This is a genomic window from uncultured Amnibacterium sp., from assembly GCF_964245895.1.
In the GTDB taxonomy this organism is placed as follows: domain Bacteria; phylum Actinomycetota; class Actinomycetes; order Actinomycetales; family Microbacteriaceae; genus Amnibacterium.
In genome coordinates this window covers 1-19,024 of the sequence record NZ_CAXTOQ010000056.1, presented here as the reverse complement: position 1 = coordinate 19,024, position 19,024 = coordinate 1, and the positions used below count along the sequence as shown (strand labels likewise).

Here is a 19,024-nt window from a genome sequence, read left to right as displayed (position 1 = left end):
GATCACCGGCGCCTCCGACGGCATCGGCGCCGAGGCGGCTCGGCAGCTGGCCGCGAAGGGCGAGCGTCTGCTGCTGGTGGGCCGTTCGCGCGAGAAGATCGAGCGAATCGGCTCGGAACTCGGTGCTGAGACCGTCGTCGCCGACTTCGCCGAGCTCGATGACGTCCGCACCCTCGCGTCGACCGTGCGCGAACGCGTCGACAGCCTGGATGTGCTGGCGAACAACGCCGGCGCGATGTTCGATGCGCGGACGCTGACGCAGGACGGTCACGAGCGGACGTTCCAGGTGAACTACCTGGCCCCGGTGCTGCTCACCAGCCTGCTCATGGAGCCGTTGCTGGCGGCCAAGGGCTCGGTCGTGAACACCTCCAGCCTCGGCTCCCAGTACGGCACCATCGATCTCGACGACCTCGAGCACGAGCAGCGCTACACGGCGCTGCGCGCGTACAACGACGCGAAGCTCGCGGTCACGCTGTTCACGCGCGGGCTGCACGACCGGTTCCATGCGCAGGGACTCTCGACCGTCGCGTTCCATCCGGGCGCGATCGCGACGAACTTCGGGTCCGAGTCCAATCGAGTCACTCGAGCGCTGTACCACACGCCGCTCAAGCGCCTGTTCACGACGGCGGCGAAGGGCGGCGCGAACCTCGCCTGGTTCGTCGAGGGCACGTCGGACGTCACCTGGACGTCAGGCGCCTACTACAACCAGCGCAGGCTGCCCAGGAGGACGAACCCGCAGGCGCTCGATCAGTCGCTCGCCGATTCGCTGTGGACGCGGACCGCCTCGACCCTGCGGCTCCCGGCCTGACCTTCGCCGAGGGCGGGACCGGGGGGCAGGGACGTTGCGAGGAACTCCCGCTGCCGAGCCCGGCCCAGGTCGCCGACGGTGGCTCGACGAGCAGGAGCCTGAGCCCTGGCCTGAGCAGCTCGTCGAACCGCGCCGAAGAGGTGGACCATCGCGCCAGGTCGCTGGCGCGGCGGGTGTCACCCGTTCGTGAGCGTGGAACCACGTGATGTCGTCGTCGGTCTGATCAGTCCGAGGAGGCACCCGCGGATCCACCTGAACTGCAGCCGCTCGTCGTCGATTCGTCGTCGATGCTGCACCACACCGGCATCACGTCTCCGCTCCTCGCGGCTGCGGCCGTCGAGGCGGCGATCGACGACGCCGCGAGGCCGGCGTCGCCGTGTCGTTCGACGTCACCGACCGGTCCAAGCCCTTCGATGTCGGCCGGGCCGTGGACGGGGACGCGCTGCGGAACCCTGCTCCCTCCTGTCGCACTCGACCCGCAGGTCGGGTGAGACGACTCTGCAGCCGAGGTGAAGGCAACCTGCAACCCACGTGATCAAGGGCGACGCGCCAACAGCGCTTGACGGGGGTGGACGGCGTGCCCAATACTCGGCGACTACGTAGTCAAAGGCGCTGCGCGAGTGGCTCACACTCCACGAAACGAGGTTCAAGGATGAATCGCACCACAGCACGAAACCTCCGCCTCTCCGGTCTCGCGATCGCATCGGCAGCCGCCCTGATGCTCTCTGCGTGCTCCGGAGCCGGTGGAGCAGCCGGAGGCGGAGGCGCCGCCGGCGGCAAGGTCACATTGAATCTGGTGACCGTCAACAACCCGCAGATGAAGGACATGGAGTCGCTGAAGGGCGAGTTCGAGAAGACGCACCCGAACATCTCCGTGAACTTCATCCAGATGGAGGAGAACGATCTCCGCGCGGCCGTGACGAAGGACATCGCGTCCGGCGGTGGCCAGTACGACGTCATCACGATCGGCGCGTACGAGACGCCGATCTGGGCGAAGAACGGCTGGCTGACCGACCTCACGCAGAAGGCGTCCAGCGACGCGAAGTACGACGTCGACGACATCATCCCGGCGGTCCGCAAGGGCCTGACCGTCGACGACAAGCTGTGGGCCGTGCCGTTCTACGGCGAGTCGTCGTTCCTGATGTACAACAAGGACCTCTTCAAGGCCGCGGGCATCACCGCGGTCGAGCACCCCACCTGGGACCAGGTCGAGTCGTGGGCCGCCAAGCTGAAGACCAAGGACACCGCCGGGATCTGCCTGCGCGGCAAGCCCGGATGGGGCGAGATGGGCGGTCCGCTGACGGGCACCCTGCAGACCTCCGGCAGCGGCTGGTTCGACAAGGACTGGACCTCGCAGGTCAACACGCCGAAGTTCAAGGAGGCGGTCTCGCGCTACGTCCGCGTGCTGAAGAACTCCGGCGAGTCGGACCCGGCGTCGTTCGGCTTCACCGAGTGCCTCAACCTGTTCAGCCAGGGCAAGGCGGCCATGTGGTACGACGCGACCGTCGCGGCAGCCACGCTCGAGTCCCCGGACTCGTCGAAGGTGGTCGGCAAGATCGGCTACGTCCACGCACCGACGGTGGAGAGCAAGGAGTCCGGCTGGCTCTGGTCCTGGAACCTCGCGGTGCCGGACTCCTCCAAGAAGAAGGACGCCGCGTGGGCGTTCCTCGACTGGGCGACCAGCAAGGACTACCTGAACCTGGTGGGCACGAAGCTCGGCTGGGCCAAGGTGCCGCCGGGGTCCCGCACCTCGACGTACGCGAACGCTGACTACCTGAAGGCCGCCGGTGACTTCGCACCCATCACCAAGGAGGTCATGGAGTCGATCAACTCCACGCAGTTCGGCCCGCTGTCGCAGCCGACGCCCGGCTACTTCCCGGCAACGCCCGGCTGGCCCGAGTTCGGCAACGACTTCACCCAGGGCGTCGCCGACGTCCTGGCGGGCAGGTCGACGGTCGACCAGCTCGTCGCGAAGTTCCAGCCGATCGCGCAGAAGGTCGGTGACGACTCCAAGAAGTAGGAGTCGGGTCCCCCGAGCGGTGGCCGGCCGGCCCTCCGGCCGGCCGGCCACCCTGCTCTGCTCACGCTCTGACAAGAAACGATGCACATGACGGCCATAGAAGTCCGACGTCCGCTCCGACGCACGCAACCGCCCCTCACGCGAAGGCAGCGATCCGACCTCTGGTTGTCCAGGGCGTTGCTCTGGCCCGCACTCGGCGTCACGATCGCGCTGACGCAGCTCCCGTTCATCAGCACGATCATCTTCTCGTTCCAGAACTGGAACCTGCTGCGGCCGGCGGACCGCGGCTTCGCGGGACTCGGCAACTACGCCGAGGTGCTGACGGACGCCGACTTCTACGGCTCCGTCGTGTCGACCGTCGTCATCACCGGCGGATCGGTCATCCTCTCGCTCGCGATCGGCCTGTTCATCGCCCTGCTGCTCAACCGGCCCTTCCCCGGTCAGTGGCTCGCGAGGACGCTGCTGATCACGCCGTTCCTCGTCATGCCGGCCGCCGCTGCGCTGATCTGGAAGTGGTCGATCCTCGACGCGAACTTCGGCGTGCTGAACTGGGCGATCTCCGCCGTCGGGCTTCCGCAGGTGGCCTGGAACACCGACTACCCCGTGGTCACGATCGTCATGGTGCTGACCTGGCAGTACACGCCGTTCATGATGCTGATCCTGCTCGCCGGCCTGCAGAGCCAGAGCCCCGACATCCTCGAGGCCGCATCGGTGGACGGTGCAGGCAGGGTGCGCATCTTCCGCTCGCTCACGCTGCCGCACCTGCGGCAGTACATCGAGCTCGCCGCGCTGCTCGGCAGCATCACCCTGCTGCAGGTCTTCGACCCGGTCACGATCATGACGGGCGGATCCGGCGGCACGACGACGCTGTCCTACCTGCTGTACGAGAAGGCGTTCATCGGCCTCGACATCGGCGTGGCGTCGGCGTACGGCGTGGTCACCGTCATCATCACGATCGCCGTCGCCACCGTCGCGCTCCGGCTGCTGTTCAAGATCTTCTCCACGGACGGGCTGAAATGACAACCGACATCCGCCCGCTGCGCCGTCGCCGCCAACGCCCGGTCGGTCAGCGTGCTCAGGAACATGCCATCACCGCCCTGACCTGGGTCATCGCGGCTGTCGCGTTCTTCCCATTGCTCTGGATGGCGTTCACCGCCCTGAAGTCGGAGCAGGACGCCGCGACCTCTCCCCCGACGATCTTCGTCCGGCTGTCGCTCGACCAGTTCGCCGCGGTCTTCGATCGGGGCTTCGCGCCGCAGTTCATCAACTCGCTGTCGGCGAGCGTGGGGTCCACGATCCTCGTCATGCTGCTCGCCATCCCGGCGGCCTACGCGTTGTCCGTCCGCCCCATCCCGAAGTGGCGCGATGCGCTGTTCTTCTTCATCTCCACGCGGTTCCTGCCGGTGGCGGCGGGCGCCATCCCGCTGTACCTGCTGCTGAAGCAGCTCGGGCTGCTCGACAACATCACGGCGCTGATGGTCCTGTACATCGGGATCAACTTGCCGCTCGCGATCTGGCGGATGCGCTCGTTCTTCTCGGAGGTGCCCGGGGAGATCATCGGGGCCGCGCAGGTGGACGGCGCCAGGTTCCGGACCGAGCTGGTCCGGGTGGTGCTGCCGATCGTCGCACCGGGCATCGCCGCCGTCGCACTGATCTGCTTCATCTTCGCGTGGAACGAGTACTTCCTCGCGAACCTGCTCACCGCGTTCTCCGCCCGGACCACTCCCCCGTACCTCGGCAGCCTCGTCGACGGCCGCGGCAGGTTCCTCGCGATCCTGTCCGCCGCATCGACCCTCGCGGTGCTGCCCGTGGTGATCGCCGGCTGGATCGCGCAGAAGCGCCTCGTCCGCGGGCTCGCGATGGGCGCCATCAAGTAGCGCACGCCCGGATCGGGCTGGCCCGGATCGGGGATGGCACGCCTTGGGCGGGCCCGATCCGGGGCCGGCCCGCGCTACGCGATGCGACTCATCTCGTCACGCAGCCACCGAGCGCACGCGACGGCGTTGTCGAAGATCGAGTACCTCCCACCGCTGCCGTAGTCCGGGAACGGGATGAACTCGATGGAGATCTGCCTCAGGTGCGAGTACTCGCGGCCGCTGTACGCGAGCAGGTCTCGCATCGCGCGCTTCCAGGGGTCGAGCCGATCGGCACGCCATTCGGCGTGGTACTCGCCGGGCCGGGGTTCGACGAAGGGGTACTGGATCCCCCGCCCGACGCTGCCGTCGGGATGATGGGCGCGGATGTTCTTCGGATTGTTCGGGACCGCCGATCGCGCGTGCGCGTGCCAGACGAGACCCCGGCCGATCCACCGCTGCATGACGCTGCCGGGCTCGGCGGGATCGAGGACGACCGCGCCCGAGGCGACCTGTCGCCCGAGATCCAGCACTTCGAGCTCTTCGGCGTTGTCCATCTTGAAGACGATGTGGCTCGGATCGAGGGTCATCCGGAACGGTCGGCCGCCCGCCTCCACCAGGTCGGCGACCTGCTCCACCCGCGCGAAGTCCTCAGACCACATGTCGACGTGCACCTCGAAGCAGGGCAGGCAGCCGAGCCGCTCCCCCGCGTCGGTCGCCAGTGCGACGAAGTCGGCGACCTCCTGGTTCGTCGCCACATGGCCGTCCCGATGATGGCGGAGCAGCTGGACGTTGAACACCTCGGCACCGACCCCGACGGAGGTCTCCAGCTGACGCTCCAGCACGGCCTCGTCGCGCCCGACCTGCAGGATGACCCCGCATGCGCGGATCGGCAGTCCGTAGGCGACGCTCAGTGCGCGGTACTCGTGGGCGTTGCTCGCCGGCGGGTCGATGTCGAGGTAGTCGAACACGCCCGCGTCGCGTGCCGTCCTGAACCTCGTCTCGAGATCCCAGGGCGCGTCGGCGTCGTTGTGCATCAGCGCGTTCTCACTCACCCCGATGGGCAGCACGTTCACCGGTCCCAGGTCACGATCCGGCCGGCACGCACGCGGGTGGCGAGGATCATCTGCGCGTTGCGCTCGTCGGGCCCGTCGGTCCATCGTCTGGCGGCTTCAGGCGTCTTGCCGAACAGCACGTGCCGCGCGATCAGCCGCGACCGCCGGAGCTCCGCCGGGGTGTCGACGTACCACGTGTCGTCCAGGAGTCCTCGAACCCCTTCCCATCCCCCATGGTCCAGCAGCAGGTAGTTGCCCTCGGTGAGCACGATCGGCACCGAGCTCGGGATCGCCACCGAGGCGGCCACGGGCTCCTCCCACTCGCGTCGGTAGACAGGCGCGTACACCGTGTCCTCCGAGTTCGCGCGAAGCCGCCCGAGCAGCGAGACGTATCCGCCGACGTCGAACGTGTCGGGCGCTCCTTTCCGGTTCGCGAGCTCGGTCCCGTCGATGATGCGCTGCCCGAGATGGAAGCCGTCCATCGACACGGTCCGGCAGAGCTCGTGGCCGAGATGGAGGGCGACAGCTCCTGCCAGGGTCGACTTGCCGGTTCCCGGAGCGCCGACGATCCCCACGATGAGCCGTGCGCGAGCCACCCGCGAGCGGTCCGCCAGCGCGTCCGCCAGCGCCCGGGCCACGTCCTCGCTGTCGGCGGAGAGGTCACTCAACGAACACCGCGTCCATGACGGTGCCCGCGGTGTAGTAGCCACCGAAGAGATCGCTCGTCCCCGCTGCAGTCGTCAACCGCGCCGCCCACTCGCCGTCACGCTCCGCCGGCACCAGGTCGAGCACGTCCTGTCGTTCGTCCCCCACGACGTCGAACGAGAGGACACCCGTGCCGGAGGCGGCTGATCGCAGCCACGGGTCTCGGAGATGCAGGCGCAGCATCCCGCCGTGCGCGGTGATGTCGATCTCGCCGTCGAAGCGCTCGGTGCCGTCCTCACGGCTCACCCATTCGAACTCGAACGGACCGTCGGGGTCGCCCCGGTAGCCGGCGATCCGGGAGGGGCCGGAGCGCTCCACATAGCGGAGGAAGGAGCCCTTGACCCCCCATCGGAGCATCCTCACGGACGTGGGTTCGACGGGCTCTGCACGACGACGGAGCGAAACTCGTCGAGGAGGTGGAACTCCTGGGGGGTACCCGGACGCTCGACGATGTACTCCAGCTGCGGGGGCTCGACGAACTCGAGATCCGGCCACTGCTCGAGGAACACCTCCAGGAAGGCGAGGGTCTGCACCTCGGTGATCTGCAGCCCGAGGCAGGAGTGGCGACCGAAGCCGAACGCCAGGTTCGGCTTCGGCGGACGGTGGATGTCGATCGTCTCCGGGTCGGGGAACGCCTCACGGTCGAAGTTCGCGGAGACGAAGCTGAGCATGACCCGGTTCTCGTCGTCCTCGTCGTTCGGTGCGCCCGGCGCCAGGCGCTCCAGCCGCGGGAGGGGGCTGAGGTACCGCGCGATCTCATGGATGGCGGCCAGCCGACTCTCCGGGTTGTCGCGCAGGAACACGCGATCGGCCGGCGTCGTGATCAGGTGCCAGATGATGCCGGTGATCAGCTTCGTGCCGGTGTCGCGGCCACCGGCCATCAGGGTGCTCCCCGTGCCGAGCTTCTCCTGCAGGGTGAGCGGCTCACCGTCGAGCGTGATCTCGTTGACCAGGTCCCAGAAGTCGTGGCTCTCTTCGAACGAACGCCCGCGGGCCGCCGACTCCGCGAGAACGCGGAGCACGTAGGCGTCGAGCGTCGCCGCGGACCGCTGGGTCTTGATCGTGTAGTTCCGCTCGCGCTGCGCCCGCTTCGACTCCTCCGTGACGACGCCGTTGCTCATCCACACGTCCGCGAACCACACGTTCGGACCCCAGGAGATCCACTCGTCGCGGTCCTGCGGCCGGTTGTAGATGACGGCGAGGCAGCCCATGACGTAGGGCAACGCCAGGTCCATCAGCACGTTCAGGCGCTCGCCGGAACGCGCCCGTGCGAGGACCTCGTGCGCCACCTCGACGAACTGCGGAGCGAGGGGCTTGATGTGCTCGGCGGCGAACAGCTTCATCAGCTGCAGGCGCATCTCCGTGTGGCGCGGCGCGTCCATCTCCAGCGGCAGGTGCCGGTACTGGCGGATGTCGGTGTCACCCTGCACCTCGCTCGAGTAGTCGCGGGTGTTCTTCGCCGCCTTCCGGACGTCGGCGTAGCCGACGACCTCGTGCTTGCGCGGCAGGATCGTGGTCATCGTCGATCTTCCTCCCTGGTTGCGGATGCGGTGAGCTAGAGATCGAGCACGAGCCGGCGCGACCGGGCGCGGGAGACGCAGATCATGATGCACTCGTTGCTCGCCCGCTCCTCGTCGTCGAGGACGCTGTCCCGATGCTCCGGCTCCCCTTGGAGCACGGGGGTCTCGCAGGTGCCGCACGTCCCGACCCGGCAGGACGAGAGGACGGCGACGCCGTGCTTCTCGACGGCCTCCAGGATCGTCTCGTCGGCCGCGACCTCCAGGTCGATCCCGCTCATCGCGAGACTCACCTCGATCGGTCGATCGCCGGACGTGTCGATCGCGTCCGCCGGTTCGAACCGCTCGATCCGGATCGCGGCGGAGGGCCACGAGTCGCGGAACCCCGTGACGGCGGAGAGCAGAGGTGCGGGTCCGCACGCGTACACACCCGCGGTGTCCGACGGAGCACCGAGGATCCGCGAGAGCGGCATGCGCGCGGTCTCGTCGCGGGGGTAGAGCTCGACCCGGCCTCCCCGAAGCGTCTGCAGCTCGTCCACGAAGGCCATCGACGTCCGCGTGCGCCCCCCGTAGTGCAGCACCCAGGGAAGACCGGACTGGGACACGTGCCGGATCATGGTCAGGATCGGCGTGATCCCGATGCCGCCCGCGACGAAGACGTACGAGGGGTGCTCCTCCAGCTGGAACGCGTTGCGGGGTCCGCGGACCACGATCTCGTCCCCGACGGCGAGGACGTCATGGATCCACACGGATCCGCCTCTCCCGTCGACCTCGCGCAGGACGCCCACGCGGAGCAGCGTGCGGTCGGCTTCGGCGCCGCAGAGCGAGTACTGCCGGGCACCCGCGTCGGGCAGCAGCAGGTCGATGTGGGCTCCGGGCGCCCAGACCGGCCACTCCTCGCCGTCGGCTCGGCGGAGGGAGATCTCCGCGACCCGATCGGCGACCATCAGTTTCGCCGTCACGACCGCGGTGACCTCGAGCTCGCGAAGCGTGCCCGGAGCCCGGTCGCCAAGCCCGACGGATCGTCCGTCATCGGTGGAGATGATCACCATGTGCGGAGGTTCCGTTCGAGAGCGCCGCACGATCGCGGCAGGTGGAGCATTGACTACGTAGTCTAATGAGTTTCGGTGATCCGCCCCGACGCGTCAAGGTCCACGGCGCGCTCCGGCGGCATCCGCCGACCGGTCGGGTTCCGCGGCGAGCGCCTCGGATCATGGGTGCGTTGCTATCGTGAATCGAATCACTGCGGGCCTGACGGCCGTCGAGGAGGGGTCGCTCGTGTCGCGTCGGCCCACCATGCACGATGTCGCTCTGCTGGCCGGTGTGAGCCAGAAGACCGTCTCCAGGGTCCTCCTGAACGAGCAGCACGTCGTCGAGGACAAGCGGAGGAGCGTCGAGCAGGCGATCGAGACGCTCGGGTACCGCAGGAACGATTCGGCCCGTGCGCTCCGACCCGGCCAGCGCACGATGACCATCGGGCTCATCGTCGGCGACATCGGGAACCCGTGGTTCTCCATCGTCGCCAGCACCGTCGAGCACCTGGTCGCCGAGCACGGCTACCTGCTCGTGACCGGCAGCACGTCCGACGACCCGCTGCGTGAGCGGAACGTGGTGCTTCGGCTCGCCGAGCGACGCGTCGACGGGTTGCTGATCTTCCCGACGGCCGGCGATCAGGCGTACCTGCTCCCGGAGCTCGACGTGGGGCTGGAGGTCGTGTTCCTCGATCGACCTCCGACCAACCTCGTGGTCGACTCCGTGGTGCCGGACCATCGAGCTGCAGCGCGGCGCGCGGTGCTCCACCTCGTCTCGTCGGGGCATCGGCGGATCGGCTACATCGGCGCGGGCCAGGACGTCGGGTTCTCCGCTGCGGAGCGGCTCCTCGGGTACGCCGACGCACTGGTGAGCGCCGATCTGCCCTACGACGCCGCACTCGTCCGCCTGGGCGCCCTCGATCCGGACACCGCCGCGAGCCACGTGCAGCAGCTGATCGCGCTCGATCACCCGCCGACGGCGCTGTTCACCGCGAACAACCGGACCACGATCGGCGCGCTGACCGCACTCGGTGGCGGCCTCGGTGGGCTGGCACTGGTCGGGTTCGACGACTTCGAGCTGGCCGGCCTGCTGCCGATACCCATCACGGTGGTGGCGCACGACCCGGCCGAGCTCGCTCGCCGCGGCGTCGCGAAGCTGCTCGATCGGATCGGCGGATCGGAGCGGCCCGCGCAGCAGGAGATCCTGCCCGTTCATCTCATCGAGCGTGGATCGGGCGAGGTCCGTGCGCCCGATGACGACGCGTAGCGATCCGTCGCTCGCGGACCCCGACCCACGACCGGTGCGGCGCGCGGGCCGATGATGGCAGGAGACCCGGCCTGGCTCAGGTCGGAGGAGCGCAGACTCCTCCGCTTCCCCGATGGACTCGTGGACCGGTCCGGCCGCGCAGCCGTCTTGGATCGCCGCGGGCACGCGGTGCCGGGCGCATCGGCCGCGAGCTTCGTGTCCGCCCGTATGGCGTACGTGTACGCGATCGCGGCGCTGCGCGGGCACGTCGGTGCCCGTGACGTCGCCGAGCCGCTGGTCCGTTCGCTGCTGGAGCTCGCAGGGACGCGGTGGCCGGATCGTGAAGACCGACCGGACGACGCGCGGAGCCTCTACACGCTGGGCTTCGTCCTGCTCGCGGCCTCTGCAGCGACCTCGGCGAGGCTGCCCGGCGGTCGGCCGCTGCTGGACCTCGCGATCGCTCGACTCGACGCGGCGTTCTGGGACGACGCGACCGGACTCGGCGTCGACCGCATCCGATCGGACGGCGAGCGGGCCGCCTACCGTGGGTTGAACGCGAACATGCATCTGGTGGAGGCGCTCTTCGCCGCCCATGCGGCGGTCGGGGACGCGACGCTTCGGAACCGCGCCGTCGGGATCTGCCGGTTCGTCATCGCCGAAGCCCGCGGACGTGACTGGCGGATCTGCGAGCACTACGACGCGTCGTGGCGCTCGACCCCGGATCGCAACCGAGATCGGCCGGATCACCCGTTCGTGCCGTACGGCTTCACGATCGGACACGGGTTCGAGTGGTCGCGGCTCATCGCGCAGGCGGATGGGCTCCCCGGGACGGCCGGGTTCGGGTGCGCGGCCGCGCAGCTGTTCGCGCGAGCGGTGCAGGACGGCTGGGCGCGGGACGGCGAGAACGGCTTCCTGTACACCGTGGACTGGTCGGGGCGCCCGGTCTCGCGCCGGCGGCTCCACTGGGTCGCCGCCGAGGCGGCAGCGGCCGCGTCGGTCCTCGCGAGACGCGGCGACCGGAACGCGACGGAGTGGGTGGAGCACTCCCTCGCGCACGTCAGATCCCGGTTCGTCGACCTCGAGCACGGATCGTGGATCCACGATCTGGATCGTCCCGATGGCGACAAGCCGGATCTCTACCACGCGATGGCGGCGGTGCTCACGCCGCAGCTGCCGATCGCGACGAGTCAGATCGCCGCGATCGAGACGGGCACCGATCCCCTGTCCTGAGCACGGCGACGGCACCGGAGCGGCGATGCTGCTGCCCGCGTCGGAGGAGATCAGCGCTCGGCGCCGAGCAGCTGCTCCAGTGCCGCCCTCGGCCCGTGATCGAGGATCGATCGGTACGCGGACGCGAAGGAGCGGGCGAACGCGTCGTCCTGCGACACGCCGCCGACGAGCTCCGCGACCGTCAGGAAGCCGGCCGGGTCCTGCTCCTGGCGTCCCACGGCCTCGTCGACGAGCGAGCGCTGGCGATCGACCACGTCGATGGGCGCGCCGTCGGTGTCGACCCCGCGCGCGAAGACGGCCCAGGACGCGACGACGGCCGCTGAGAGCGGGGAGGCGAGACCGGCCGCGCTCCGGTCGACGACGGTCGGAAGCAGGAACTTCGGGATCCGATCCGACCCGTCGGTGCCGAGCCGCTGCAGGGTGTCGCGGACGTACGGGTTCGAGAACCGCTGCACGAGGGTGCGCTCGTACTCGTCGAGGTCGATGCCTGGCACCGGTGCGAGCGTGGGCTCCGCCTCCTCCTTCATGAATCGGGTCAGCAGCGACACGATCGCCGGATCGGCGAGGGCCTCGTGCACGAAGCGGTGCCCCAGCAGCGAGCCGAAGTACGCGATCACCTGGTGACCCGCATTCAGCAGCCGCAGCTTCATGTGCTCGTACGGGACGACGTCCGGCACCAGCTGGACGCCGACCTGCTCGAGGGGCGGGCGCCCGATCGAGAACCGGTCCTCGAGCACCCACTGGACGAAGTCCTCGGAGAGGACCGGCCAGCCGTCGACGACACCGTAGGTGTCCGCGACGTCGGCGCGATCGGCGTCGGTGGTCACCGGGGTGATGCGATCGACCATGCTGTTCGGGAACGGCACGTGCTCTCGGATCCACGAGCCGAGGTCGGGGTCGAGCAGCGTCGCGAAGGCGGTGAAGCTCTCGCGCGCCACGATGCCGTTGCCGGGCAGGTTGTCGCACGACATGACCGTGAACGGCGGGACTCCTCGCTCCCGTCGTCGCCGCAACCCCTCCACGACGACGCCGAAGACGGTCGAGGGGACGGTGCCCGGCTGGAGGTCGCTCTGCACGGCCGGCGTGGTCGCGGAGAAGCGGCCGGTGGCGTCGCTGATGTTGTACCCGCCCTCGGTGATCGTCAACGAGACGATCCGGGTCCGGGGATCGGCGAGTCGCTCGAACACCGCCTCGGGGTCGTCGGGGGCATGCAGGAAGTCGACGATCGAGGCGATGGACCGCGCCGGGGCGGTGCCGTCCGGGTGGCGTTCGACGAGGGTGTAACGCATGTGCTGCCCGCGCAGGACGTCGCGCATGCGTGCGTCCCCCGGGAGCAGACCGATGCCGCAGATCGCCCAGTCGGTCGCGACTCCCCGGCTGAACAGCCGGTCGAGGTACATCGCCTGATGCGAGCGGTGGAAGTTGCCCACGCCGAAATGGACGATGCCGACCGAGAGGTCCTCGGGACGGTACTCGGGCTGCTCGATCTCCAGCATGCGCGTTCTCCTTCGAACGACTCGGGTTGACTACGTTATCAATCGACGGGGTCATGCGCTTCGCGCCTGAGGTCGAAGCGGCGATCCGCCTGCGCACCACCGTCCTTGGCCGATCGAAGCTTGTCGAGCCCCGCTCGCCTTGTTTTACATGAAGATTCATGTATATCCTGGCGGCCCGTGGTCGCCGACCACCGACAGGAAGAGATCGAGATTCGAATCATGGATCGACGCCAGCTGCTGCAGCAGGGGGGAGCCGCCGCTCTCGGCGCGCTCGCGATCGGAGCCGTCGCGGGCGGTGCGACGCCCGCCGAGGCGGAGTCGCTGTGGTCGGCGACCCCGCCGCCCCACGCGCACAAGAAGCTGCCGAACCCGGCCAGGACGCCGGTCCCCGACCCGCCCTTCCCGAAGGGGCTCACGTCGCAGGAGCTGCGCGAGCTGAAGAAGTTCGACCATCTCGACTTCGTGGTGTTCAGCAAGCAGGAGTGGAGCAGGCTGGGCGAGACCCACGCCCACGACATCCGGGTGCACATGGCGGACGGCACCTACACGGACGGCCTCCCCGCGCACATCGCCTCGCTGAAGCAGCTGTTCTCGTTCGCGCCGGACACGCACATCTCGGAGCATCCGATCCGCATCGCCGCCGGCGGGTTCACCGCGGTGACCGGAGTGATGCGCGGCACCTTCACGAAACCGCTCACGACCCCCCAGGGCACCGTTCCGCCGAACGGCAAGAAGTACGCGATCAACATGGTCACGGTCGGCGTCTGGAACAAGCACGAGACGATGGACGAGGAGTGGCTCTTCTGGGACAACCAGAGCTTCTTCCAGCAGCTCGGGGTCGGCGCCTGACCGCCCGCCCAGCCGACCTCCCCCACTCGCACCGGGACGCCGCGCGACGTCGGCGTCCCGGTGCGAGCCTGTGGCGCAGCCGCGCCCGATCAGGCGCCGGAGGTCGCGGGCAGCGCGCCGATCGCGCTCGCGCGGCCGTATCGCGCTCCGGCCGCGCGCATCCCGTCGAGCGCTTGCACGTCGGACCAGCCGAGCGCGACCGAGGTCGCGACCAAGGCGAGATCATGGCGGCCGGCCGGCAGGACGACCTCGCGTGCTCGGGCGGTCAGCGGTCGATGTAGGACATCATCTGCTCGCCGAGGCGGTCCCCGGACGGCGCCGACAGGTTGTTCAAGCGGGTCAGCTGGTCCGCGGTCAGCTCGACGGCGTCGGCAGCGGCGTTCTCCTCCACCCGCACGACTCGGCGGGTGCCGGGGATGGGGACGATGTCGTCGCCCTGGCTCAGGATCCACGCGATCGCGGTCTGCGCCGGCGTCGCGCCGATCTCGGCGCCGATCGCGCGGACCTCGTCGGCGATGGCCAGGTTGTGCGCGAAGTGCTCGCCCATGAACCGGGGGTTGGCCTTGCGCGCGTCGTCGTCGGCGAGGTCCTCAGGCGACCGGATCTGGCCCGTGAGGAACCCGGCGCCGAGCGGCGAGAACGGCATGAGACCGATGCCGAGCTCGCGCAGCACCGGGAGGATCTCGCTCTCGAGCTCCCGCGTCCAGAGCGAGTACTCCGATTGCAGCGCTGCAACGGGGAGCACCGCGTGGGCTCGCCGGATCGTGGCGGCGCTCGCCTCCGAGAGTCCGAAGTGCAGCACCTTGCCCTCGGCGACGAGTTCCGCGACGGCGCCCGCCGTCTCCTCGATCGGCGTGCTCGGGTCGACCCTGTGCTGGAAGCACAGGTCGATGTAGTCGGTGCCGAGCCGGCGGAGCGAGCCCTCGACGGCGGTGCGGACGTTCGCCGGGGTGCCGTTCACGCGCCCGAACTCGGGTCGGTCGCTCTCCCAGGAGACGAAGCCGAACTTCGTCGACACCACCACGTCCTCCCGGCGTCCGGCGATCGCCTTCCCGATGACCTCCTCGCCGCTGAAGGGGCCGTACGCCTCCGCGGTGTCGATGAGGGTGACGCCGAGCTCCAGCGCGCGGTGCACCGTCCGGATCGACTCGGCGTCGTCCGTCGCGCCCTCGCTCGTGTAGACGCCGGCCATGCTCATCGCGCCGAGGCCGATCCGGGCGACCTCGAGGCCACCGAGAGAGACGTGCTTCATGGGCTGCTTCCTGCTTCCTGCTGGGCGACCGGAGTGCGCGGCGGGACCGGACTCCGGTCGCGTCGACGGATTCGACGCAGATCGATCCAAACCCACCCACGCCGGAGGAGGCAGACCCTGACGACAGGGGGTCCACCAGGGCCCCTCTCCGGTGCGCGGACTGCCATGCGGTCGTCCGCATGGACGACCGGCAGGAGATCTTGCAGTCCCCGACCGTCCGTCGGGCTCGGCTCGGGCCCGAGCACGCCGTCCTCCGCGCCGATGCGACCGGTTGCGGACGACCACGCCCTCAGCGACCTCGTCGGCGAGCTGTCGACCCGGAGCGAGGTGTTCCGCACGATGTGGGTGGCCCACGACGGCCTCCGACTCCTCGCTGGGCGAGCGTCGCCTCCTCCACGGCACCCGGCGTGCGGACCGACCACGGGTGACGGCGAAGCGCCGCGTTCGGTCGTCCGGCCGCTCAGCCGAAGCGGTTCGTGCTCAGCCGGCGCAGCGCGAGCGCGATGGAGACCGGACCCGTCCTCAGGCAGGGCCGGGTGTCAGGATCGGCGCATGACTGACCCCGATCAGCGACCGGCACCGCGTGTCGACTGGCTCGAGCTGTTCTTCGACCTGGTCTTCGTCGTGATCGTGAAGCAGATCACGGACACGCTGCACGGCGAGCCCGGTCCGGTCGACTTCGCGGAGGCGGCCGGCCTGCTGGCCGTCGTGTGGCTCGCCTGGCTGAACGTGACGAGCTTCGTGAACCTGGCGGCCGACCGACCCATCGACCGCAGACTGCCGATCCTGGTGTCGATGGCCGGCGTCGCCATGATCGCGGTGGCCATCCCGGAGGCGACCCGGGGCGGCGCGCTGCTGTTCGTGCTCGGTCTGGCGCTGGCCCGCACCGCGGTCTGGCCGTTGTGGATCCGGTTCCGGCGCGGCAGCACCCGCAACCTCGTGCTCGCCGCGATCTACGGGCCGGGCATCGGCGTGCTCTGGATCGCGACGATGCTGGTCGCGGCGGACGCCCGCCCGTGGGTCTGGCTGGCTCTGCTCATCGCCGAGCTCGTCTTCAGCTCGCCCGGTTTCGGCGGGGAGCGGTTCGCCGTGCCGCACCTGATCGAGCGGGTGGGCCTGCTGGTGATGATCGTGCTCGGCGAGTCGGTGACGGAGCTGATCCTCGCCGTGCGCCCGAACCAGTCTCCGGTCGCGTGGACCGTGACCGCGGGCGCGTTCGTGCTGATCTGCGGGATCTGGTGGCACCACTACCAGACCTCCGCTCCCCTCGCGGAGCGGATCCTGCGCCGCAGCTCCGGCAGCGTGCTGCGGGATGTCCTCGTGGTGGCGCACTACTTCCTCGTACTCGGGCTGATCGGCATCGCCGCCGGTCTGGGTGCCGCGATCGAGCACGCCGACGAGGCGCACCTCCCTTTCGGCTCGGTGATCGCGCTCGGAACCGGGATCGGCGCCTACCACCTCGCGAACGTGATCATCGCGTGGCGCTACGGCGTCTCGGCCGCGGACAACCTGGTGATCGCGCTGCCGGCGGTGCTGCTCGTCGCGCTGTTCGCGGTGTTCGGCGGCGGATGGCCCGCCTGGCTGCTGATCGCCCTGACGCTCGCCTTCCTGGCCGCCGGCCGGCTGACCGGGGAGTGGGCGGCGCGACGGTCCCCCCTGATCGCCGCGGCAGCGGCCGGGTGAGGCCGGCCCAGCCAGCCGGTCGCGCTACAGGTACGAAGGAGGCGGCGGGCTGATCCGCACGGTCGCCGCCCGAGCCCGCGCGCTGTCGATCCCCGCGGTCAGGCCGCGGTACTTGGTCGCGAAGGCGGCGTCGACCGCGTCGTGGACGGCCGGGTGGTCGACCGGACCCGGGTGGGTGAACCGAACCGGCAGGGTCCTGCCCGCGACCGTGATCGTGCCTCGCCCCAGCACCCGGGTCGCTCGGAACCAGTGCGAGGTCGGCCCGTTGGAGGCGCGGACGAAGACGCCGTCCTCCGTCGCGACCACGCCGACCTCCACGCCGGCCGCGTCCGTGCCCGGTCCGGTGTCCGCGGCGAGGACGATCGAGAACGCCTCCCCCAGCATCTCGCGCAGGTGCAGCGGCCACTCGGCGACCGGCACCGCGTCGAGGGAGGGATCAGTCATCGACGACGACGCGGAGGGTGTTGCTGCGCATCGGCTCGGTCGTGATCTCCGTGAGCCCGTACCCGTCGGGGTACTTGCTCCGGTACGCCTCGTCGACCGCGTCGAAGACCTTGGGATCGGCCCGCTCGAGCCGGATCGGGTAGCGGACGTCGCCGTCCGCGAACGCGACCCCGCCGTTGCGACTCGCCCGCCCGAACCACTTCGACGCGGCGCCGTAGCCGTTCCGGATGTACGCGGAGCCGTCGACCACCACCGCCCAGATGAGCGTCACGATCTCCCGGCCGTCCTTGGTGCGGGTCGCGATGCTCACGACGGGCGTGCGGGCTGCGTACTCCTCCGCCGACACGGCTCAGCCGTCCACTCTGGCCATGTTGGCCTCGTCGTGCCGGGCGCCCGATGCCGGAGTCAGGCTGTTCAGCCGGTCGAGCTGGTCGGCCGAGAGCTCGACCGCGTCGGCGCCGATGTTCTCCTCGACGCGCGCCACTCGGCGCGTGCCCGGGATGGGCGCGATGTCGTTCCCGCGGCTGAGGATCCAGGCGAGCGCGGTCTGCGCCGGCGTCGCGCCGATCTCCGACCCGATCGCGCGCACCTCGTCCACGAGCGCGAGGTTGCGGGTGAAGTTCTCCCCGGTGAACCGGGGGTTCGTGCGTCGCCAGTCGTCGGGCGCGAAGTCGTCGACGGAGCGGATCTGTCCCGTGAGCAGGCCGTGCCCGAGCGGCGAGTAGGGGACGAGGCCGATGCCGAGCTCCCGCAGCACAGGCAGGATCTCGTCCTCCAGGTCCCTCGACCAGAGCGAGTACTCGGTCTGCAGCGCCGATACCGGCGTGACCGCGTGCGCCCGGCGGATCGTGCCGGCGCTCGCCTCCGACAGCCCGAAGTGCAGCACCTTCCCCTCCGCGATCAGCTCGCCGACGGCGCCCGCCACATCCTCGATCGGGGTGTCCGGGTCGACGCGGTGCTGGTAGTAGAGGTCGACGTGGTCGGTCCGCAGGCGGCGGAGCGACCCCTCGATCGCCACCCGGATGGTGTCCGGCCGGCTGTTCAGCGCGAGCTCCGGCCGGCCGTCCCGCCAGGCGAGGTTGCCGAACTTCGTCGCGATCACGACCTGGTCGCGGCGCCCCTCGACGGCCTTGCCGACGAGCTCCTCGCTGTGGAACGGCCCGTACACCTCCGCGGTGTCGATGTGGGTCACGCCGAGATCGAGCGCCCGGTGGATCGTGTCGATCGACTCGGCGTCGTCCAGGCCGCCTTCGCTGGTGTAGACCCCGGCCATCGTCATGGCGCCGAGGCCGATCCTCGAGACGTCGAGGGTGCCGAGGGAGATGTGCTGCATGCGGGTCGGTCCTCCGTGTCGCGGTCGACGTCCTCCAGTACAGCGCTCCGTCACCGGCGGTGACAGGTTCTGTCAGAGGGGTCACGGCAGTACCCCCCACGTACCGCGCCGATCACGCCGGACGACCCGACGCCCGCGGGCAGGGGTCGAGGACTTCGCACCAGGTGCCTCCAGCCGCCGCATCCGGCCGAACGGCTGGACCGCGTCAAGCGGTGAGCTGCAGCATCGCAGCGGTGCGCTCCCAGAGCGCATCGGCGAGCGCCTGGTCCAGCGCCTTCGGATTGGTCCTTCTGGGCAGACGGCGCTGGTCGTAGTACCTCCCCGAGCTCCAGGTGCTGCCCGCGGTGCCTTCGATGAACCACGTGAGGTTCGATCCGCCCTTGTCCACGGAGCCGAACAGGTGCCTGCACCCGGATGGAAGGCGACGGCCGAGAGCCCCCGGGCGTGGTATCGATCGTGCAGCGCGCGGGTGAACAGCGTGACCGCGAGCTTCGCGTCGTTG

General features: G+C 69.8%; 20 protein-coding genes. 8 read left to right on the top strand and 12 right to left on the bottom strand.

Annotated elements, in window-relative coordinates; all coding sequences use genetic code 11:
• Window position 1: 1 nt before the first annotated feature.
• From ACFE60_RS09680 to ACFE60_RS09665, 4 genes are all read left to right on the top strand, one after another.
• Window positions 2-808: an SDR family NAD(P)-dependent oxidoreductase gene (locus tag ACFE60_RS09680; protein WP_375388646.1), complete on the top strand. Its 807-nt coding sequence runs from the start codon at window positions 2-4 to the stop codon at window positions 806-808.
• Window positions 809-1,604: 796 nt separating this feature from the next.
• The gene (locus ACFE60_RS09675; RefSeq protein WP_375388645.1) at window positions 1,605-2,828 is read left to right on the top strand and encodes an ABC transporter substrate-binding protein; all 1,224 of its coding nucleotides are present in this window, start codon (window positions 1,605-1,607) and stop codon (window positions 2,826-2,828) included.
• A gap of 165 nt (window positions 2,829-2,993) precedes the next feature.
• Window positions 2,994-3,848 (top strand): carbohydrate ABC transporter permease, encoded by an 855-nt coding sequence (locus ACFE60_RS09670; protein ID WP_375388644.1) that lies wholly within the window; start codon window positions 2,994-2,996, stop codon window positions 3,846-3,848.
• 122 nt (window positions 3,849-3,970) lie between these two features.
• Window positions 3,971-4,705 (top strand): carbohydrate ABC transporter permease, encoded by a 735-nt coding sequence (locus ACFE60_RS09665; RefSeq protein WP_375388643.1) that lies wholly within the window; start codon window positions 3,971-3,973, stop codon window positions 4,703-4,705.
• Window positions 4,706-4,779: 74 nt separating this feature from the next.
• Here ACFE60_RS09665 and ACFE60_RS09660 read toward each other — a convergent pair whose 3' ends face one another.
• Genes ACFE60_RS09660 through ACFE60_RS09640 form a run of 5 tightly spaced genes read right to left on the bottom strand, consistent with a single transcriptional unit; the run spans window position 4,780 to window position 9,010 of the window.
• Window positions 4,780-5,757, bottom strand: coding sequence for a sugar phosphate isomerase/epimerase family protein (locus ACFE60_RS09660; protein ID WP_375388642.1), 978 nt, complete (start codon window positions 5,755-5,757; stop codon window positions 4,780-4,782).
• The gene (locus tag ACFE60_RS09655) at window positions 5,754-6,404 is read right to left on the bottom strand and encodes a nucleoside/nucleotide kinase family protein (RefSeq protein ID WP_375388641.1); all 651 of its coding nucleotides are present in this window, start codon (window positions 6,402-6,404) and stop codon (window positions 5,754-5,756) included. The genes ACFE60_RS09660 and ACFE60_RS09655 overlap by 4 nt, the downstream gene beginning before the upstream one ends.
• Window positions 6,397-6,798: an HtaA domain-containing protein gene (locus tag ACFE60_RS09650; RefSeq protein WP_375388640.1), complete on the bottom strand. Its 402-nt coding sequence runs from the start codon at window positions 6,796-6,798 to the stop codon at window positions 6,397-6,399. The genes ACFE60_RS09655 and ACFE60_RS09650 overlap by 8 nt, the downstream gene beginning before the upstream one ends.
• A 2-nt stretch (window positions 6,799-6,800) precedes the next feature.
• Entirely contained in the window at window positions 6,801-7,961 is a 1,161-nt protein-coding gene (locus ACFE60_RS09645; protein ID WP_375388639.1) for a cytochrome P450, read from the bottom strand.
• Between the two features lie 35 nt (window positions 7,962-7,996).
• Complete coding sequence (locus tag ACFE60_RS09640; protein ID WP_375388638.1) at window positions 7,997-9,010, bottom strand: PDR/VanB family oxidoreductase; 1,014 nt, start codon at window positions 9,008-9,010, stop codon at window positions 7,997-7,999.
• 244 nt (window positions 9,011-9,254) lie between these two features.
• On the opposite strand from ACFE60_RS09640, the gene ACFE60_RS09635 reads away from it, so the two are divergent.
• Window positions 9,255-10,256 (top strand): LacI family DNA-binding transcriptional regulator, encoded by a 1,002-nt coding sequence (locus ACFE60_RS09635; protein WP_375388637.1) that lies wholly within the window; start codon window positions 9,255-9,257, stop codon window positions 10,254-10,256.
• A gap of 120 nt (window positions 10,257-10,376) precedes the next feature.
• Window positions 10,377-11,465 carry an AGE family epimerase/isomerase gene (locus ACFE60_RS09630; RefSeq protein WP_375388636.1) on the top strand — a complete coding sequence of 363 codons (1,089 nt, stop codon included), beginning with the start codon at window positions 10,377-10,379 and terminating at the stop codon, window positions 11,463-11,465.
• Between the two features lie 50 nt (window positions 11,466-11,515).
• Here ACFE60_RS09630 and ACFE60_RS09625 read toward each other — a convergent pair whose 3' ends face one another.
• Complete coding sequence (locus ACFE60_RS09625) at window positions 11,516-12,961, bottom strand: mannitol dehydrogenase family protein (protein WP_375388635.1); 1,446 nt, start codon at window positions 12,959-12,961, stop codon at window positions 11,516-11,518.
• Between the two features lie 219 nt (window positions 12,962-13,180).
• Here ACFE60_RS09625 and ACFE60_RS09620 point away from each other — a divergent pair, with 219 nt between their 5' ends.
• Window positions 13,181-13,810, top strand: coding sequence for an ester cyclase (locus ACFE60_RS09620; RefSeq protein WP_375388634.1), 630 nt, complete (start codon window positions 13,181-13,183; stop codon window positions 13,808-13,810).
• Window positions 13,811-13,899: 89 nt separating this feature from the next.
• On the opposite strand, the gene ACFE60_RS09615 is transcribed toward ACFE60_RS09620, so the two are convergent.
• The gene (locus ACFE60_RS09615) at window positions 13,900-14,025 is read right to left on the bottom strand and encodes a hypothetical protein (protein WP_375388633.1); all 126 of its coding nucleotides are present in this window, start codon (window positions 14,023-14,025) and stop codon (window positions 13,900-13,902) included.
• 50 nt (window positions 14,026-14,075) lie between these two features.
• Complete coding sequence (locus ACFE60_RS09610; RefSeq protein WP_375388632.1) at window positions 14,076-15,062, bottom strand: aldo/keto reductase; 987 nt, start codon at window positions 15,060-15,062, stop codon at window positions 14,076-14,078.
• Window positions 15,063-15,614: 552 nt separating this feature from the next.
• On the opposite strand from ACFE60_RS09610, the gene ACFE60_RS09605 reads away from it, so the two are divergent.
• The gene (locus tag ACFE60_RS09605) at window positions 15,615-16,745 is read left to right on the top strand and encodes a low temperature requirement protein A (protein WP_375388631.1); all 1,131 of its coding nucleotides are present in this window, start codon (window positions 15,615-15,617) and stop codon (window positions 16,743-16,745) included.
• Between the two features lie 24 nt (window positions 16,746-16,769).
• Here ACFE60_RS09605 and ACFE60_RS09600 read toward each other — a convergent pair whose 3' ends face one another.
• From ACFE60_RS09600 to ACFE60_RS09585, 4 genes are all read right to left on the bottom strand, one after another.
• Window positions 16,770-17,189, bottom strand: a complete 420-nt coding sequence (locus ACFE60_RS09600; protein ID WP_375388630.1) for a DUF2255 family protein — start codon at window positions 17,187-17,189, stop codon at window positions 16,770-16,772.
• Window positions 17,182-17,535 (bottom strand): DUF2255 family protein, encoded by a 354-nt coding sequence (locus ACFE60_RS09595; protein WP_375388629.1) that lies wholly within the window; start codon window positions 17,533-17,535, stop codon window positions 17,182-17,184. The genes ACFE60_RS09600 and ACFE60_RS09595 overlap by 8 nt, the downstream gene beginning before the upstream one ends.
• A gap of 3 nt (window positions 17,536-17,538) precedes the next feature.
• On the bottom strand, window positions 17,539-18,522 hold the full coding sequence (locus ACFE60_RS09590) for an aldo/keto reductase (protein ID WP_375388628.1): 984 nt from the start codon (window positions 18,520-18,522) through the stop codon (window positions 17,539-17,541).
• A gap of 205 nt (window positions 18,523-18,727) precedes the next feature.
• Entirely contained in the window at window positions 18,728-18,910 is a 183-nt protein-coding gene (locus tag ACFE60_RS09585) for a hypothetical protein (RefSeq protein ID WP_375388627.1), read from the bottom strand.
• Window positions 18,911-19,024 lie beyond the last annotated feature (114 nt).

Excerpts from the sequence above, each read along its gene's own strand:
- ACFE60_RS09665 (WP_375388643.1), top strand. The coding sequence starts at position 3,971 with ATGGCGTTCACCGCCCTGAAGTCGGAGCAGGACGCCGCGACCTCTCCC.
- ACFE60_RS09650 (WP_375388640.1), bottom strand. The coding sequence starts at position 6,798 with ATGCTCCGATGGGGGGTCAAGGGCTCCTTCCTCCGCTATGTGGAGCGC.
- ACFE60_RS09645 (WP_375388639.1), bottom strand. The coding sequence starts at position 7,961 with ATGACCACGATCCTGCCGCGCAAGCACGAGGTCGTCGGCTACGCCGAC.
- ACFE60_RS09640 (WP_375388638.1), bottom strand. The coding sequence starts at position 9,010 with ATGGTGATCATCTCCACCGATGACGGACGATCCGTCGGGCTTGGCGAC.
- ACFE60_RS09635 (WP_375388637.1), top strand. The coding sequence starts at position 9,255 with ATGCACGATGTCGCTCTGCTGGCCGGTGTGAGCCAGAAGACCGTCTCC.
- ACFE60_RS09625 (WP_375388635.1), bottom strand. The coding sequence starts at position 12,961 with ATGCTGGAGATCGAGCAGCCCGAGTACCGTCCCGAGGACCTCTCGGTC.
- ACFE60_RS09620 (WP_375388634.1), top strand. The coding sequence starts at position 13,181 with ATGGATCGACGCCAGCTGCTGCAGCAGGGGGGAGCCGCCGCTCTCGGC.
- ACFE60_RS09610 (WP_375388632.1), bottom strand. The coding sequence starts at position 15,062 with ATGAAGCACGTCTCTCTCGGTGGCCTCGAGGTCGCCCGGATCGGCCTC.
- ACFE60_RS09605 (WP_375388631.1), top strand. The coding sequence starts at position 15,615 with ATGACTGACCCCGATCAGCGACCGGCACCGCGTGTCGACTGGCTCGAG.
- ACFE60_RS09600 (WP_375388630.1), bottom strand. The coding sequence starts at position 17,189 with ATGACTGATCCCTCCCTCGACGCGGTGCCGGTCGCCGAGTGGCCGCTG.
- ACFE60_RS09590 (WP_375388628.1), bottom strand. The coding sequence starts at position 18,522 with ATGCAGCACATCTCCCTCGGCACCCTCGACGTCTCGAGGATCGGCCTC.